Origin of the sequence: Yimella lutea (assembly GCF_006715095.1) — a bacterium.
Lineage (GTDB): Bacteria > Actinomycetota > Actinomycetes > Actinomycetales > Dermatophilaceae > Yimella > Yimella lutea.
The window spans coordinates 2,848,173-2,865,710 of record NZ_VFMO01000001.1; the positions used below are offsets into that span (position 1 = coordinate 2,848,173).

Sequence of the window (17,538 nt, forward strand, 5' to 3'; positions counted from 1 at the left end):
TACTTCTCCGAACTACACCCCGATTGTCTGACCTGTGCACCAAGATGCGTCCATGCCCGCCACCCCGTCTCGTTATGAGTGGATGCCGTCCGCACTCCCGATGCTCTTCGGCGAAGAGCCGGAAGTCTCCGATCCGTGGCCTGGCCTGCTGAATGCGGTCGCCGATTTCCAAGGGACCGTAAACGAGATTGAGATTCAAGCCGTTCGTGACCGAGCGGAAGCCGGCCTGCCCCCACAGGTGACTCGCGGGGACGAACCTGCCCGTCCGCCGACAACGGACCGGTCCGGGGATCCGACGACGCCCATGCGGGTGGTCTTGATGGGCCGGACGATGGCTGGCAAGTCGTCGCTGCTCGCTGCACTCACCGGTTCTCACTTCGACCGCGTCGGGGACGGACGGCAACGGTTCTCCCGGGATGTTCTCGCGGTCACCGCGGCTGTGTCTGATGCGATCGAGATCGTCGATACCCCCGGGGTCGGCGCCTACGAGGGCGTCGACGACACGGCCTTGGCTCTCGACGCCGCACGCGAGGCGGACGTCGTGCTGTGGGTCAACAGCAGCGACTCCGTTCAGGAAGAATCGGCGGTCGCGTTGCGACAGCTGGGCCTAATCGGCAAGCCGATCATTGTTGTCCTCAACTGCAGACAAGCGTTGGAAGGCGTGGGCCGGCTAAATCTGCTTCGTTTCCCGGAACGAGTGTTCGGCCAGAAGGACGCCCTCGTGGTGGAGATCGAGGCACATCTTGCTCAGGCGAGCGTGCGCGCGCTTGGGGTGGTCTACGTGCACGCGCTCGCGGCCGAAGCAGCGCTGGCTGACCCGGAGGCGAGGGTCGAGCTTCACGCAGCGAGCCGGATCAACGACCTCACGGACGCCCTGCTGCAGGAACAGCGCGCACATAGCGAGAGTCGCCGCGCACTTCGCTTGGTTGACGCCCAGCGCCAAGGCGCTGCGGAACTTGAGCGGTCGCTCGGGAGCGACATGGCGACCCTCCGCGCACAGGCAGAGCACGACCGCCAGAAGACGGCAGACCTTCACTCCCGTCTGCGACGCGTCGTTCATACCGCCGGCGAGGAGATGGTGGCCGACGTCAAGAGAGCGGTGGGCAAGAGACGCGACTGGCACCTGCAGGCCACAGACTTCGGTCCGACACTGGAGGGAGAGTGGAAGGCAGAACTTTCTACCTTGAAGGAGGAGATCGAGCCGCTGCTCAAGACGCGATCCGCCAAGCTTGCAGCCGATATTCGGTCGGCGACGGAAGCTGCAGAGAGCGAGTGGGCGAGCGTACCGCTCAACGATTTCGGCTCAATCGACCTATCAGACTTCGGCTCAGTCTGGGGCAACCGCGCCCTGCGAGCCACGGTGGCACTGGTCAGCGTCGCAGTCATCAGCGCCATCGGCGCCGTTGTCGCCGGGCCAGGCGGCCTTGCTGCCGGAGTCAAGGCGGCAGCCATAACCAGCACCGTCGCAACGCCCGTCATTTCGATCGCTGCGAGTCGGCTAAACGATCGCATCAACCAAACCGTCCTCGGGAAGCCCGAAGTACTTCGTAGGAGGCGCCAGCAGCTCGCAGAAAAAGTCGGGCCAATCCTCGATCAGTTTTCCAAGGCCTATGTGGAAGCGATCGGCCAAAGTCTCGGGAAGCTCAGCGACACCCTCACCGATCAGCAGAGGCGAGCCGAGTCAGACGCCGGCGCCCTCGACGACGCTGCTGCCCGCCTGGCTGACCACCGCAACAAGTTACACGCAACGCTCACCGAACTGGACCTGCAGACCACGAAGGCACTGCTCCGCATCGCCGGACGCGAGCGGCTCGCTCACTCAGTGAGGCGGTCGACGCGGGTGCCGGGCGTATGCATCCTGACCGAGCTGACCGAGACGGGCTTCCACGAAGCCTGGCTGTATCCACCAGACATCGGCGAGAAGCTCAGCGGCGGCAAAGCGCCACCTCTCCGTGGTGAAGCAGCGAGTGCGCTCAGCTACACCCTGAGCCTCATCGATGCCCCAGTCAATTTGCTGGAGGCATCGGCCCAGTCTGCGCACGTCCACATTGACACTGATATCCCACCCGCGATCGCCGAAACTTGGGGAGATGCCCTCGCCACACACATCGGTAAGAGCGTTCAGATCACGACGACCAAGAAAGGCGCAGAATCGCATGAATGACAACCTCTTTAAGGAGTCGTCGGCGACCACGAGAATGCTTGGAGACGAGCTCAGGCAGCTATTGAGGGAGATCGACCCAGCCCAGGGGGAGCCTCTCCTCGATCGGCTCGCAGTAGAAGACCACGCCGTTCCGCTACTTGTCTTCACCGGCTACCACAGCAGCGGCAAGTCGACCCTCATCGAGGCGCTCACCGATCGGACGTTCAATGTGCCCATTGGGTCTGGGGTGACAACAGATTCCGTCACTGAGTACGACTGGGATGGCGATGTGAGGCTCGTTGACACACCCGGTGTCCATGCCGGCCGCCCCCACCATGACGAGCTCGCCGAGCAAGCCTTGCAGTCCGCGGACCTCGTGTTGTTTGCCGTGCCGGTCGAGTTGTTCGATGACACGCTTGTCGCTCACCTGCGTGATGTTCTTGGCCGGCTGGGAAAATCCCGTCAGACGCTGATGGTGATCACGAAGGCTGGAACGATGCCAACGCCGGCACCCGGCGTGCGTGAGCAAGCGATCCTCGAAGCGCTCGGGCCATTCGACAAAGTTCCGTGGGTTGAGTGCGATGCCCAGTACTACCTCGACGGCCTCGACTTGGCCACCTCTGCGCCCGCCGACTCGGCTGCGTTTATCGAAGCGTCCAATCTCGCCTTGGTGGCCGACCGCATCAACGGCTTCGCTCGAGATCACGGGACCATCGGGCGCGTGAGCCAGCCATTGCAACAGCTGCTGGCAATCTCGATCGAAGCCTCCGCATCCTTAGTAGACGACCCTGACGAGCAGGCGTCCCTCACAGTGCTGGCAAGGCAACGATCCGCGCTTTCGAAGAAGCGCATTCATCTCGACGGCCAGCTAGAGGCGCAGGTAGCGCAGTTCCGCGGTGACGCGGTGCGGGCTGCGACCCGCTTCGCTGACGCCATTGAGACGGCCGACGATCATGGCACCGTCACCGACGAGAAGGTTCAGGACGAAGTGGCGGACCTTAATAAGCAGTTGAGGACAGCGCTGACGAGCTTCGAGAGCTCCGTTCAAGACACCCTCCAGGCCCAGTTTGACGACCTCGCATCCGAGGTCCTCGAGATTGAGGCATCGCCGTATGGACGGGTAGCCGTTCGGCTCGGGGACGTGCAGGCGGAAGCTCTCGGTATGGACGAGGTATCGGTCCGTGCTGGCTCCACCACGTCCCAGCGCTCAGCCCCTCGCTGGGCAGGTGATCTGTCTGAACACCTCAAGAAGTTCCATCAGATGTGGGGCGCGGGCGACGGGGTGAAGGCAGCTTCGCAGAGCAACGGTCACAAGATCGTCTTAAGCCTCGGGCATACATTCGGAAAGAAGTTCAAGCCATGGGAAGCGGCGAGGACCGCCAACACGATCGGAAGAGCCGTCAAGGTCGGTGGCGCTGTCATCGCAGTCGGGAGCCAGTTGTACGACGTCTACGCCGGCGAGCGTGACGCCGTCGCGACGGAGCGGGCACGGGCGGAGCGTCGCCGCAACATCACCCAGGAAGTCCTCGCCCAAGCCGACGACATCTCTGCGAATGCGCTGCGCACCGTGCGAGCAGGCTTGGATGAGACGCTCTCCCCCGAGTTTCAGCGCATCGATGCCATGGCAGACGCCATCCACGGCGCGCGTTCGACGCGGTCCGACCATCGATCGCGCCTCGGCTCGATCCAGGATGGTGCACGTGCAGCACTGGCCAGGTTGGCACCGGATGAGGTTAGTGCCGGATGAGCCTGCGACGTCGTATGGCCCGGGTTGAGAGCCAAAGACGGCACCTCGTGGCGGTCGGCACGCCCACGGACCACGTCGGATAGGGTCGCCCGAGGACAAGCACCGCAAGGGGGACACGATGGCGGGTGACCGTTGGACTGAGGTCAGTCCGTCGCAGTTCACCCATGAGGCCGAGGGCCTCCAGATCGTCCGCAGACTGCTCCCCGACGAGCCACCGTTCCGGGCGTGGTCCAACTTTGAGTTCCGTGATGGCCAGGGTCGCTGGCATGAGGTCGATCTGCTCGTCCTCACCCGCGACACCCTGCATCTCGTCGAGATGAAGTACTACTCCGGCGTGCTGCACGGCGACGATCATCGCTGGTTGCGAGCCGGCAAACGTGCCGAGGATTCGCCGCTCAAGCTTGCTCGCCGCAAGGCGCAGTACTTCAAGAGCAAGCTGGTCACCGAACTCGACAACTGGGCACGGGAGCGCGGCGCGCACGGCGTCGACCCTCGGGAGATCGTTCCGTTCGTCAAGGAGTCGGTCTTCCTCCATCACCCCAACCTCCGGTGTGAGCTCTCGGAGAGCTCGAAGCTCGGGCTCTACGGCCTTGATGGGTCGACCCACTCGCACCTGCCTGGCATCTCCGAGCTGCTGTTGGCGCCACCGCGGCACAAGCCGATTGGCGCGAACCAGGAGGAGATTCTCGCCCAGCTCATCGCACGGCTCGGCCTCGTTCAACGCCGGGAGCGCGAGGCTGGCTCCTGGGTCATCACCGATTCGGCTGCCGTTGATGAAGGATCCGGGTGGCAGGAGTGGTTCGCTTCGCACCGCGTCGCCCACCAGGAGCAGGCGCGCATCCGCTTCCAGACGACTCCCGCCGACGCAGCGGAAAGCGAACGTCAACGGGTCCGAATGCTTGCCGACCACGAGTTCCGCATCATGTCGCGGCTTCACCACGACGGCTTGGTCTGCCCCCGCGACATTGTCGACTCCGACCTCGGCGTCGGTCTCGTGTACGACCACGACGACCAGTGGCGCCGCCTCGATCTGTGGATGGCCGACCGCGAAGGCCAGCTCCCTCTGACCACCCAGCTGTCGGTCGTTCGGCAGATCGGCGAGGCGCTGCAGTACGCGCACTCCAACAAGGTTGTACACCGGTCGCTTACACCCCGAGCTGTTTGGGTGCGCGAGCTGGCAACCGACGACGAGGTGAAGGTCAAGGTCAGCGACTGGCATGGGTCAGGCGTTGTCGACGGCGGAACCTCACTTGGGCCGGGCGTGACCTCGCTCATGGGTGCCCAGACGGGTGCCTCGAGCGCGGGCATGAGCGACGAAAGCGACGCCGAGCAGTGGGCGTCCTCGTCGTTCCGCGCTCCCGAGGGCGTTTGGAACGCCGCGGCCGATCGCGTGCGGCTGGACGTCTTCGGTCTCGGCGCCCTCGCGTTCTACATCCTTACCGGACGTGGCGCGGCAAGCAGCGCCATCGGGCTGCGCGATCGGCTCCGGGCCCAGGACGGACTCGACGTTTCGGTCGAACTTTCCCATGTTTCAAGCGAACTGCGAAACGCGATTCTTCGGGCGACCAACCCCTCACCGACCAAGCGGCTTGGCGACGTGAGCGCCTTTCTGCAGCTCCTTGCCCAGGCGGAACGAGCCGCAGCAACACCCGATGACTCCGATGACGACCCGCTGGATGCCCTTCCAGGGGCTGTGCTCTCGGGTCGCTTCGAACTGATTCAGCGCCTCGGAAAGGGCTCGACGGCGGTAGGGCTTCTGGTACGAGACCTCCTCGCACCAGAAGGAACGCCTGAGCGGGTCCTGAAAGTCGCGCTCAACGACGATGCCGCCGCGCGCCTGGTGGACGAGGCGGAGGTGTTGCGTGGCCTACGCAGCCCTCGCCTTGTGAAGCTTGTCGATGGTCCGCTTTCAGTGGGTGAACGACGCGCGTTGTTGCTGGAAAGTGCCGGCACCGAAACACTCACCGATGCGTTGCGCGCCCGTGACCGGCTCTCCATCGACCTGCTTCAGCGATTCGGCCAAGACCTTCTCGACGCGGTCGTCACATTGGACAATGCAGGTATCGACCATCGCGACATCAAACCCTCAAACCTCGGCGTCCTCGAATCTCGTAGCGACCGCACGAAACACCTTGTCCTGTTTGACTTTTCGCTGACCCGCGCAGCAGCATCGGCCACCTCGGCCGGCACACCGCCTTACCTCGACCCGTTCCTGGGCGGGCAGCGCGATCGCTTCGACTCCGCTGCCGAGCGTTACTCGGCGGCGGTGGTGCTCTTCGAAATGGCAACCGGCGCCACCCCTGCCTACGGGGACGGGCAGGCAGACCCGGCAACCATTCCCGACGAGGCAACGATCAGCCCCGAAATGTTCGATCCGTCCCTGGCAGGGGGACTCACAGCATTCTTCCGGGTCGCCCTCGCCCGCGATGTCAGTAAGCGCCACCACACTGCTCAGGAGATGCGTGCGGCCTGGAGCGGCGTCTTTACCGACGAGGCGACGACCGAAGCCGACGAGAATGCAGATGCCCTGGCGGAGGCAGCAGAGCTCACGACACCCCTCCCCGAAGCCGGCTTGACCCCCCGGGCTCTGTCCGCAGTCGAGCCGTATGCGCTCGTGACGGTGGCAGACCTGCTCGCGCTCGACAGCGTTGTCATCTCGCGGATGCCGGGCGTGCGCAACGCCACCCGCCTTCAGGTCAGTCGTCGGGTGAAGGCTTGGCGTAAACGCCTCGGCTCCCAGGTCAGACCGTCGCGAACCGCCAGCACACGCACGGCGGAAGACTCTGCTCAGACACTCCTAGATGCCCTGGATGGGCCTGGTGCGAAGACGCGAATACCCCTGGTGCGTCTCGTATTTGGGTTTGGTGAACCATCGGACGCGTTTGCCACACATGCTCAGCTCGCCGCGACGCTTGATGTGACGGCGGGGCGCATCAGCCAGTTGTTCGCTGAGCTTCAGCACGTTTGGGCCCAAGATGCCAAGTCGCGTGAGCTACTCGACGAGCTCGCCGAGGGCCTCACGGCTGAACTGGCCGCTCACGGCGGCGTCCTGACCTACGCCGAGGCCGTGAAGGTCGTGGCGTCGATCATTGACCCTTCCGACGACCCCACCCCTGACGAGCAACTCATTGCGGGGGTGCTGCGCTGGACGCTTGAACGAGTACGTGCTCGGCGTCTGGCAGACGACGATGACCTGAGCGCCGTCGTGACTCGGCGCCGCGACGGCCGGGTGACGCTGCTGGCAACGGAGCAGGCACTGCTTGACGTTGCCGAGGGGCTGGGCCGGGAGGCCGACGCTCTGGTTTCGGCGGATTCGACCCACAACAGCGTCGTGCCGGCGGAGCGCGCGTTGAAGCGACTCGAGACGGTCTCCAAGAACGTCAATTCGGCTTCCCTGACGTCGCCAGAGCGGTTGACTCGACTGGCAGCTGCCACGAGCACCTATGCCGCCACAACCGCGGCCGGAGACCTCCACCACCGCGACCTCAGCCCGGTGACGGCCGTCCGTTTGACCTTCCAGGGGTTCGCCGCCGGGGAAATGACCCCCGAGGAAGTACGGCGACGCGTCAATGTCCGTTTTCCCGCGCTTGCCGCCCTTCCCTCGCGGCCGGAACTCGACCGGCTGTTGCATGAGGCCGGGCTTCACCTGGTCTTCGACGATCGGCTCAACACCTACCGGACGCCCCTTCCGACGTCCGACACAACCGGTTTGGAGTCGCGTCGGGCAACCCGGGTGACGCCCCAAACGAATCTCGCAGCTCCGATCGGCCAGGCAGATCGTCGGCTCGAACAGTCGATCAGCAGTCGATCCTTCTTGGCGGTCGGGGTGCCCGCCGGTGAATCGCTGTCGCGATTCACCAGAACGGCCGAGGACCGATACTCCGCGACTATCGTCGACCTCACCGACGTGCTGCTGGAAGCGCTCCGAGCAGAGTCGGAGCGGGCTGGACTCCCGTGGGAGACTGTGCTCGCCGCTGACGCCGCGACGCCCGACAGCAGGGAGCGCCAGGGTCTCGCCGCTTTGATGACCAGGGTGTGGCCCACGGTGGAAGGTGCCGTGCAAGAGGCGGTCGCCGCTGGCGGGGATGGGCCTGTCGTCATTGCCGAGGCAGCCCCTCTGGCTCGTTACGGGAACCTGGCGATGCTCACCCGGTGGACTGAGCTCGCAGCTCCTCGCAATCGGGCGGTGTGGCTCGTGGTTCCGCAGCTGCCGGCGAATTGGGGTGCATTGCTCGATGGTCGCCCGATCCCCCTCGACTCACCTGCCCAGTTCGTTCGCGTCGACCACGAGTGGATCGACGCAGTCATGTCGCGCGTCAGCGCCGCCTCGAAGGAGTAGAGCACGTGCCTGTTTCGTCAGCGCTGACGTCTGAGCTGAAAAAGGTTGTCCTGTCGTTAGAAGACGACCTCCGCGCTCGTGTGGAGAGCCAGCCCGAGGTGCGCGCGAAGTGGACTCGCGAGCACCGCCAGGCCACCGAACAGGAACGAACGTCGATGTCGTGGCAGGCGTGGCGTGACGATCGCGTGACCCAGGCCGCCGTCGCGTGGGTGCTGACCACGGTGTTTATTCGGTTCTGTGAGGACAACCGCCTGCTTCAGCCGGTGTGGATCAGCGGTCCAGCCGACCGCCGACAGGAAGCGCTCGATGCCGAGCTCAGCTATTTTCGGTTGAACCCCGAACACACCAGCCGCGAGTGGCTGGAGCAAGCGATCGAGCATCTGCGGACGGTGCACGCCACGCGTTCCTTGGTCGAGTCGCACTCACCCCTGTGGAGCGTCAGCCCGTCAGGTCCGGCCGCGCAGCGACTTGTGAACTTCTGGCGTCAGTCTTCCGAGGACGGCGCGCTCATCTGGGATTTCACCGACGCCGAGTTGTCGACGCGCTTCCTCGGTGACCTCTATCAGGATCTTTCGGACTACGCGAAGAAGACCTACGCGCTCCTGCAGACCCCGGAGTTTGTCGAGGAGTTCATCCTCGACCAGACGATGGAACCTGCCCTGGCCGAGCGACCCTTGGATGGGTTCACTCTGATCGACCCCACCTGCGGATCGGGACACTTCCTGCTCGGAGCCTTCGCCCGCCTCAACCGCAGGTGGGCGGCACACGCTCCCGGGTTGAACGTGCGAGCGAGAGTCGCCGAAGCGCTGAAGGCAGTGCACGGCGTCGACCTCAACCCGTTCGCCGTCGCGATCGCGCGATTCCGACTCATCGTCGCCGCGCTCCAGGCGTGCGGTGAGACCTCCCTCGAAAACGCCCCAGCCTTCGAGCTAAACCTTGCCGCGGGCGACTCGCTCCTGCACGGGGGACACCAGCGGTCGTTCGAGTTCGAGGGCTTCGACTTTGACTCCGAAGTCGGCGGATTCGCTTATGCCAGTGAGGACTTGTCGCTACTGCGCACGATCCTGACCCCCGGACGCTACGACGTGGTCGTCGGCAATCCGCCATACATCACCGTCAAGGACAAGAAGCTCAACGCAACTTACCGCGAACTCTACGCCTCCTGCCATCGGACCTATGCCCTCACCGTGCCTTTCATGGAGCGCTTCTTCCAACTGGCGAAGCGCGGAGATGGCGACTTTCCCGCCGGCTGGACCGGGCAGATCACCTCAAACTCGTTCATGAAGCGCGAGTTCGGGGCGCCTCTGATCGAGAAATTCCTGGCCCGGAAAGACCTTCGGCTCGTCGCGGACACGTCGGGCGCCTACATCCCCGGGCATGGCACACCGACGGTCATCATCGTTGGTCGCAATCAGTCGCCCGAGGGCGCGTCGGTTCGGGCGGTGCTCGGCGTCCGCGGAGAGCCTGGCCAGCCGAGCGATCCGGCAAGAGGGCTCGTCTGGTCCTCCATCGTGAACCATGTCAAGGATGACGAATATGAGGGTGCCTACATCTCCGTCATAGACCTTGGCCGCACGTCTCTCGCCAAGCACCCCTGGAGCCTGGCAGGAGGGGCAGCCTCCCCGCTCCTCCATCTCATCGAGGTGGCGACGCGTCGGCTCTCGGCCGTAGTTCAGACGCCAATTGGTGGGTCAATTCGTGCAGGTGCCGACGAGGCGTACATGAGGCCGATGACTTGGAAACCGCCAATTCCTCATCTGCTTGGCCAACTCCGCCCGCTCGTCCTTGGCGACATCGTCCGTGATTGGTCGGCGGCGCCCGACGAGCAGATCTATTTTCCGTATGACTACGCCACGGGAAAACCGACGGAGGGGGGGCTTCGCACCGAACTGTGGCCCTGGCGAACAACTCTCGCAGAACGAGCGACCTTCCAAGGGAAGATGGCTGACGCCGGACTCGCATGGTGGGAATACATGCAATTCACGCGAAAGCCGTACGTTACGCCGCTATCGATCACGTTCGCGTTTGTGGCGACCCACAACCACTTCGTCCTCGACCGTGGCGGCAAGGTGTTCAACCGTTCCGCCCCAGTCATCAAGCTGCCAGAGGACGCGACGGAGGACGACCATCTCGCGCTGCTCGGGGTGCTGAACTCGTCGACCGCTTGCTTCTGGCTCAAGCAAAACAGCTACCCAAAGGGCGGAGATCCAATGGGCGGCGATGGAGCACGCGTGTCACAGCAACCATGGTCCGACCGCTACGAGTTCACCGGCTCCACCCTTCAAGACTTCCCACTTCCATCCCGACTGCCTCTCAGCCGCGGCCGCTTGCTCGATCGACTCGCGCAGCAAAAGGCGAACGTCTTCGCCGAGGCCGTTTCGCCGTCGTCCGTGCCGATGATTGCCGGCCTCGAGTCGGCGCACCTCACCACCGGCCACTTGTCTGGTCAGCTCATCGCGCAGCAAGAAGAACTCGACTGGGAGGTCTACGCCGACTACGGCATTACCGAGGATGCACTCACCTACCCCGGCGACGACCTCCCCGAGCTGGCCTTAGGTGAGCGCGCCTTCGAGATTGCCCTCGCCCGAGAGGTCGCGTCAGGAGGTGAGGAGACTGCCTGGTTCACCCGCCACGGTTCGACACCCATCACCGAGATCCCCTCCCACTGGCCGGCCGCGTACCGCGAACTGGTGCAGCGCCGGCTCGACCTCATCGAGTCGGATAGGTTCATCCGCTTGCTGGAGAAACCGGAACATAAGCGACGCTGGGCGAGCGATCCGTGGGAGAAGCAGGTCGAGCGTGCGTTGCGCGATTGGTTGCTCGACCGACTGGAGGACCGAAAGTACTGGTTCGACTCCCACGGACGCCCCGCCCCGACATCGATCGGACAGCTGGCCGATCGCGTGGCCCGCGACTCCGACCTGGTGTCAGTCCTTGAGTTGTGGTCCGGTGTGAAGGACCAAAGCATCACGAAGTCGCTGACCGACCTGTTGACCAACGAGGCTGTGCCCTACCTGGCGGCCTATCGCTTGAAGGACTCTGGCCTGCGCAAGCGCGAGGCGTGGGAGCACACCTGGCAGCTGCAACGGCGCGAAGATGCCGGGGAGAAGATCGACAAGATTCCCGTGCCGCCGAAGTACACCAGCGCCGACTTCCGCAAGCCGACCTGGTGGCAACACCGCGGCAAGCTGGATGTGCCGAAGGAACGGTTCATCATCTATCCGGATGCATCGCGTGACACCGACCCGACGCTCCTGCTCGGTTGGGCAGGCTGGGACCACGCGCAACAGGCTCTCGCCCTCGCGACGATCATCGATCAACGCACCAGCGAAGGCGCACCCGACGAGAAGCTGGTGCCGCTTGTTGCAGGTCTGGCTGAGCTTCAGCCGTGGGTCGCCCAGTGGCACAACGAAGTTGACCCAACGTTCGGCATCAACATGGCCGACTTCTTCGCCGAGCAACTGCGTGAACGTTCTGCCCGCCTGGGCAAGACGATCGAAGAGATCCGTGCGTGGCGGCCATCCCCGGCCACCCGCGGCCGCAAACGGAAGGGCGCCTAGATGCCAACCGCCGCAGTGCCCCTCCCAAAGATCGTCAACGGACGAGCGTTCGTCGTGCCCGACTACCAACGGCCGTACGCCTGGACAGCACCCCAGCTTGACGACCTGTGGCAAGACCTCGACCTGATGCACGATTCGGCGAAGCACTACACCGGCACGCTTGTGCTGAAGGAGCGCGAGACCGAAGTCGTTACCGACGCCGGTGACGTGCTCACCGAATGCGAAATCGTCGACGGCCAGCAGCGACTCACAACGTGCCTAATCCTCATCGACCAGCTGCGTCGCGCTCTTGAGGGTATCGATCACCCCCTTGCCAAGGAGCGCTCCGACCTGCTGCGCCGGACCTACGGAACATTGGCCGTAGGCGGCCTTCCTTTCTCCCGATTGCGGCTCGCCGACGACCTCAACGATCACTGGATGACGGTCGTGCTCGGCAACGGCCGACAGGGCAAACTCACACTCACCGCAGGAGAACAGCGACTGAGCGCGGCGGCGGAGTACTTCCGCGAACGCATTGCCAACCTCCACGAGGGCATGAACGTGGACGACAGCCTCATGGTGCTCCAGCGGTTACAGACTCGTGTCACGAGCGGCTTGCGCTTCCTGATCTATGAGGTGGAGCCCAGCTCACATGCCGGAGAGATCTTCGAGACGTTGAACGGTCGCGGCCGCGACCTGACCGACCTGGAACTCATCAAGAACTACCTGCTCTTCCTTGCCGATTCGGCCGCCGCAGAGGGCTTGGCCGGCCTCATCAACAAGGCATGGTCGGACATCTACGAAACCCTCGCCAGTCAGGGCGCTGGCGAAGGCACTCTGCTGCGCTCTCACTGGATCGCCACCTACGAGCCGATGGCCCGCTACTGGAAGGGCGCGGCGTCCGTGAAGGCGCGTTTCTCCCGCGACCGCTACATCCCCGGGTCCTCGAGACTTTCCAACACCGCGCGCGAACCCGTCGGGGATCTGGTCCGAGACGTCAGCAATTACGTCACCAGCCTCCGAGACAGCGCGCACTTCACCGCAGAGTTCCTCGATCCGCAGGCGGCCTATCAGTCCTTCGGTAGCGATCTCGGCGTCACGGCGGGCGCCAGGTCCGCCGCAGCTCGGTTGCGCCGCAGCGGAGTCACCGCCGTCTTTCGTCCGCTGCTACTCGCGGCGCGGCTCACCCACCACATGGACGGGCAGTTCCACAACGCGCTTCTCGCGGCGTGCGAGCGCTACGCCGCACGGGTATTCGTCATTGGTCAGCGCCGGAGCAACACCGGTCAGGCACGTCTCTACCGGCTCGCGTTCGAGCTATACAACGGCGCAGATCGCGATTACATCCTTGACCAGATCGAAGCTCTCATCTGGTACCACGCCGATGACGACGTGGTTCGCTCCGGACTCTCCTCAAACCAGCAGTGGTACTGGCGAACTCAGGGGCACAAGTACTTCCTCTACGAGTATGAGCTCTCACGCGCCCGGCGTGAGTCAGATGTCAACGACTTCAAGACCTACGCCGACGGTTCGCGGGCTGGCCGCACCACCGAGCACATCCTCCCCCAGAATCCGTCGTGGACCTCGGGCGAGTGGAGCGCGTTCCTCCCCGACCAGCACCAGGAGTTGGTCCACAGCATCGCCAATCTCGTACTCACCGACGACAACTCGTCCTACGGCCGCAAATCCTTCGCGGCAAAGAAGGGAACCGCCGGTCAGAGCAGCCCGTGCTACGCGAATTCGCGTCTGGCACAGGAGAGCGACCTCGCTCAGCTCGCCGACTGGACACCCGAGACCATGGAAGCTCGCCGCCTGACGTTGACTGAATGGGCGCTGCAGCGCTGGCCGGCCCAGAAGCCCGTCGCGCCGGCGACGGGCGCCGAGGCGGCCGACGCCGAGGATGACCCTGTTGACGAAGGCGACGACGACACGCTTCTCGGTGCCGAAGGCACCGAAGTTTCGAGAGAGGACGAGCCGGCATGACGACTCCGCTGCGCGATGTCATCAACATCCCCAACCATGCAGGCGCCGAGGACTACGTGCTACGACTCACCGACTCCGTTGGTCATGCTTCTGCGGTTCGTACGATCGACGACTACGTGGTCACGGAGGGGCTTGTAGACGCCTTCGACAAGGCGCTCGGCCTGGTCGGCGAGTCGGTCCGGTCGGGGATCAGTCGTGGCGCCTTCCTCAGCGGTTCGTTCGGTTCGGGTAAGTCACACTTCATGGCGGTGCTGTACGCGCTGCTCGAGCGCGAGCCTGCAGCGCGAGCAAAGCCCGAGCTACAACAGGTCATTGCCAAGCACGACAGTGACCTCGAGGACCGCAAGATATTGCCTCTTGCGTTCCACTTGCTCGGCGCACAGTCGATGGAGGAAGCCCTTTTCCGGGGCTACCTACGGCAGATTGAGCAGCGGCATCCGGGCGCTCCGCTGCCAGCCGTTCATCGCTCGGACAAGCTCCTCAACGACGCCGACTCGATGCGCGCCTCTCTGGGCGACGAGCAGTTCTTCGCGAAGCTGAATCGACTGGACTCTGCAACGGAGGTGGGCGCCACCGAGAGCGATCCGTGGAGCGCCGTTCTCGGTCCTGCCGGCGGCGGGTGGGATGCGGCGTCGTATGACCGGGCACGTGCTGCTGCCTCCTCGAGCGAGGAGCGGCTCAAGCTAGTGTCGGCGTTGACCAGCACCATGTTCACCGCCTACACCGATGCGGCAGAGTTCGTCGACATCGATACCGGTCTCGCAGCCGTGTCAGCACATGCGAAGAGCCTTGGCTACGACGCTGTGGTCCTCTTTCTCGACGAGTTGGTGCTGTGGCTTGCCTTTGCGGTGCAGGACCGAGAGTTCTTCGCCCGTGAATCGCAGAAGCTCACGAAGCTGGTTGAGTCGTCTACCGGCACCCGAGCAATTCCGCTCATCTCGTTCGTCGCTCGCCAGATGGATCTGCGACGTTGGTTCGCCGATGCTGGTGCAAGTGGGGCCGAGCAAGAGGCGCTCGACCGCGCGTTTAAGCACCAGGAAGGGCGATTCTCGGTTATCGAACTCGGCGACGCCAACCTGCCGTACGTCGCGAACCGCCGGCTGCTCCGTCCCAAGGATGCTGAGGGGGGGCGCGTGCTCAGCGACGCGTTCGACGCGATCGATCGGCGACCGCAGGTATGGGACGTGCTGCTCGATGGCGTGAACACCGATGAGACCAACCGAGGGTCGGACGAGCAGGCGTTTCGCTTGACCTACCCGTTCTCCCCCGCGCTGATCTCAACCCTCCGATCGTTGGCCAGCGTCATGCAGCGCGAGCGCACGGCGCTGAAGGTGATGCAGCAGATGCTGGTCGATCGGCGGGACAGCCTCACCGTCGATGACCTCGTGCCGGTGGGCGACTCGTTCGACTACATCGTGCGCGGGACACAACCCCTGGAAACTGAGGCCGCCTCTCTGTTCAAGTCGGCGAACCGTCTTTACGAGGAGAGCTTCCTGCCGCTGTTGGCTCGCAACCATGATCTGGATCTCGCGTCGATTCATAACGACCCGGCTGGTCAACCCGCCGGGTTCCGAGCGGACGACCGCCTGGTCAAGACGCTCTTGCTCGCTGCTGTCGCACCGAACGTGCCCGCCCTGAAGGCACTCACCGGGGGACGGCTCGCCGCCCTCAACCACGGCTCCATCGTCTCGCCCCTCCCCGGTGGAGAAGAAGCTGCCGTGTTGTCGAAGGTGCGCGCGTGGTCCCGCGACATCCCCGAGCTTCACATCGACGGCTCTGAACGCAATCCGTCGATTCGCGTCCAACTCGCCGACGTCGACTACGAATCGATCATTGACCGGGCGAAGGGCGAGGACAACGCGGGGCGCCGCCGTGAACTGATCCGCGAGCTCATCAGCGACTCCATCGGCATCGATCGCAACAGCGTCGCCAACCTGCAGAACGCGTACGGACGAGACATCGTCTGGCGAGGCACGAAGCGGCGCGTCGAGGTCGTCTTCGGAAACGTGCGCGACAGCTCGTGGCTGTCCGATGACCACTTCCGTGCCACGCCCGGCACCTGGCGCATCGTCATCGACCACCCGTTCGATGACCAAGGGCACACCGGAGCCGAAGACTTCGAGCGGCTCGAGCAACTGACCGCCCGCAACTTCCAGTCGCCGACGATCGTGTGGCTTCCGCGGTTCTTGTCAGACGATGTGATGCACGATCTGAGTCGTCTCGTCATCCTGAACTGGTTGCTCGACGGACCCGGTGACCGCTGGCAGAGCCACGCCGATCACCTCAGCGAACAAAATCGCGTTCTCGCCAAGAACATCCTAGAGCTGCACCGCGATTCGCTGCAGCGAAGCATCGAAGACGCCATTCAGCAGGCGTACGGTGCTGCAACGCTGCGTCCCAATGTCGTGATAGATGACCCTGGCCATTTCCGCACCCTCTTCTCACTCGACCGCTCCTTCAACCCCCAGGATCCATCGGGCGCAACGCTCGGGGCAGCGTTCGAAAACCTCGTCTCGCAAGCATTCGATGCGACCTACCCCGATCACCCCCGATTCGAGCCCGCAGACCAGGAAATCAAGGTCGCGCAGCTGAGGACGGTCGCCGCCCACGTCGCTCGCGCGGCCGCAGACAAGGAGAAGCGAGTCGAGCTCCAGGGCGATGCGATGGCTGTTCGGCGAATCGCCGGGCCGCTTGGGGTTGGCACCGCCGCAGAGATGCACTTCATTCTGGGAGACGACCGATTCCGTTGGGGCACAGCGCTTGAGAAGGCCCTCGGCGCACGCGAGAGCGCCGGCACGCCAGCCGACGCACCCGTCACCGTCGAAGAACTGCGTTCGTGGATCAACGAGGTCACGCCGCCAACCGGGTTGCAAGACCCGATGAGCGACCTCGTGATCATCACGTGGGCCGCGCTGCGCCAGCGAGCGTGGTATCTGCAGGGATCGCCCTTAGCGACCGCCCCAGACCCTGGTGCGCTGCAGCCCAAAATGGAACTGCGTATGCAGCCCCTTCCGTCGCTGAGCGAATGGACGGCCGGCACAAGCCTCGGTGCCTCAATGTTGGGCGTTGCGGCGTCGCCACACATGACCGCTCCTGCGGTCGCCGATTTCGTCAGCAAGGTAAAGGAGGAGGCGGCAGCCCTCGTAGGGCCCGCAGCCGACCTCATCAAGTCGTTGGAGTCGGCATACGACCGGCTGGGGGTCGTCACTGAGACTGGCCCGAATCGACTCGCCACCGCACAGTCGACCGCAGCCCTGGTGCAGCGACTTCGACACCTCGATGGCGTCCAGGTCGTACAAGCGCTAGCGACGTCAGAGTTGAAGGAGCGCGGCACCGCAGCCGGCAGGTCACTGAAGACCGCTGAAGGTGTTACACGCGCGCTGGACAGCTTCACCTGGTCGAGGCTCAACCCAATGCTCGATGCCCTCGGCACCGAAGGTAACGGCCGAGACGACGCTGCCTCCGCCATCACTCGGCTTCGGGACGCCTTGAGCGCAGACGAGTTTTCTAGCGGAGCCGCGGCGGCCCTCGTGGCGGCGGAGCAGGACTCGTGGGAGTGGCTGAGCCTTCATCGACCACCGACGCCCGTCGCACCCACACCGGCGGCACCCACCCCTGAGCCGGCACCATCGGCTGCGGTCGGCGCCGCTCCGGTCACCCGAACCCGACGTGCGGGTACCGCCGACGACGACGTCATCACGTCGCTGCGCGCCTTCCTCCAGGCCCACAATGACGTTGACGTTGATGTGAGTTGGAAGGCGAAGGAGTGACCGACACCGCGCTGACA

Annotated in this window: 6 protein-coding genes; all 6 read left to right on the forward strand. The window is 64.3% G+C overall.

Features of this window, described 5'->3' with window-relative positions:
- Positions 1 to 52 precede the first annotated feature (52 nt).
- On the forward strand, positions 53 to 2,164 hold the full coding sequence (locus FB459_RS13765) for a GTPase domain-containing protein (protein ID WP_141928899.1): 2,112 nt from the start codon (positions 53 to 55) through the stop codon (positions 2,162 to 2,164).
- On the forward strand, positions 2,157 to 3,890 hold the full coding sequence (locus FB459_RS13770) for a GTPase (protein WP_170221934.1): 1,734 nt from the start codon (positions 2,157 to 2,159) through the stop codon (positions 3,888 to 3,890). The genes FB459_RS13765 and FB459_RS13770 overlap by 8 nt, the downstream gene beginning before the upstream one ends.
- Before the next feature lie 118 nt (positions 3,891 to 4,008).
- A complete protein-coding gene (gene pglW, locus FB459_RS13775) occupies positions 4,009 to 8,229 on the forward strand; it encodes a BREX system serine/threonine kinase PglW (protein WP_141928901.1) in 4,221 nt (1,406 codons plus the stop codon).
- Between the two features lie 5 nt (positions 8,230 to 8,234).
- The gene (gene pglX / locus FB459_RS13780) at positions 8,235 to 11,789 is read left to right on the forward strand and encodes a BREX-2 system adenine-specific DNA-methyltransferase PglX (RefSeq protein ID WP_141928902.1); all 3,555 of its coding nucleotides are present in this window, start codon (positions 8,235 to 8,237) and stop codon (positions 11,787 to 11,789) included.
- The gene (locus tag FB459_RS13785; RefSeq protein ID WP_141928903.1) at positions 11,790 to 13,751 is read left to right on the forward strand and encodes a DUF262 domain-containing protein; all 1,962 of its coding nucleotides are present in this window, start codon (positions 11,790 to 11,792) and stop codon (positions 13,749 to 13,751) included.
- Positions 13,748 to 17,521 carry a BREX-2 system ATPase PglY family protein gene (locus FB459_RS13790; protein ID WP_141928904.1) on the forward strand — a complete coding sequence of 1,258 codons (3,774 nt, stop codon included), beginning with the start codon at positions 13,748 to 13,750 and terminating at the stop codon, positions 17,519 to 17,521. The genes FB459_RS13785 and FB459_RS13790 overlap by 4 nt, the downstream gene beginning before the upstream one ends.
- Positions 17,522 to 17,538: the final 17 nt, after the last annotated feature.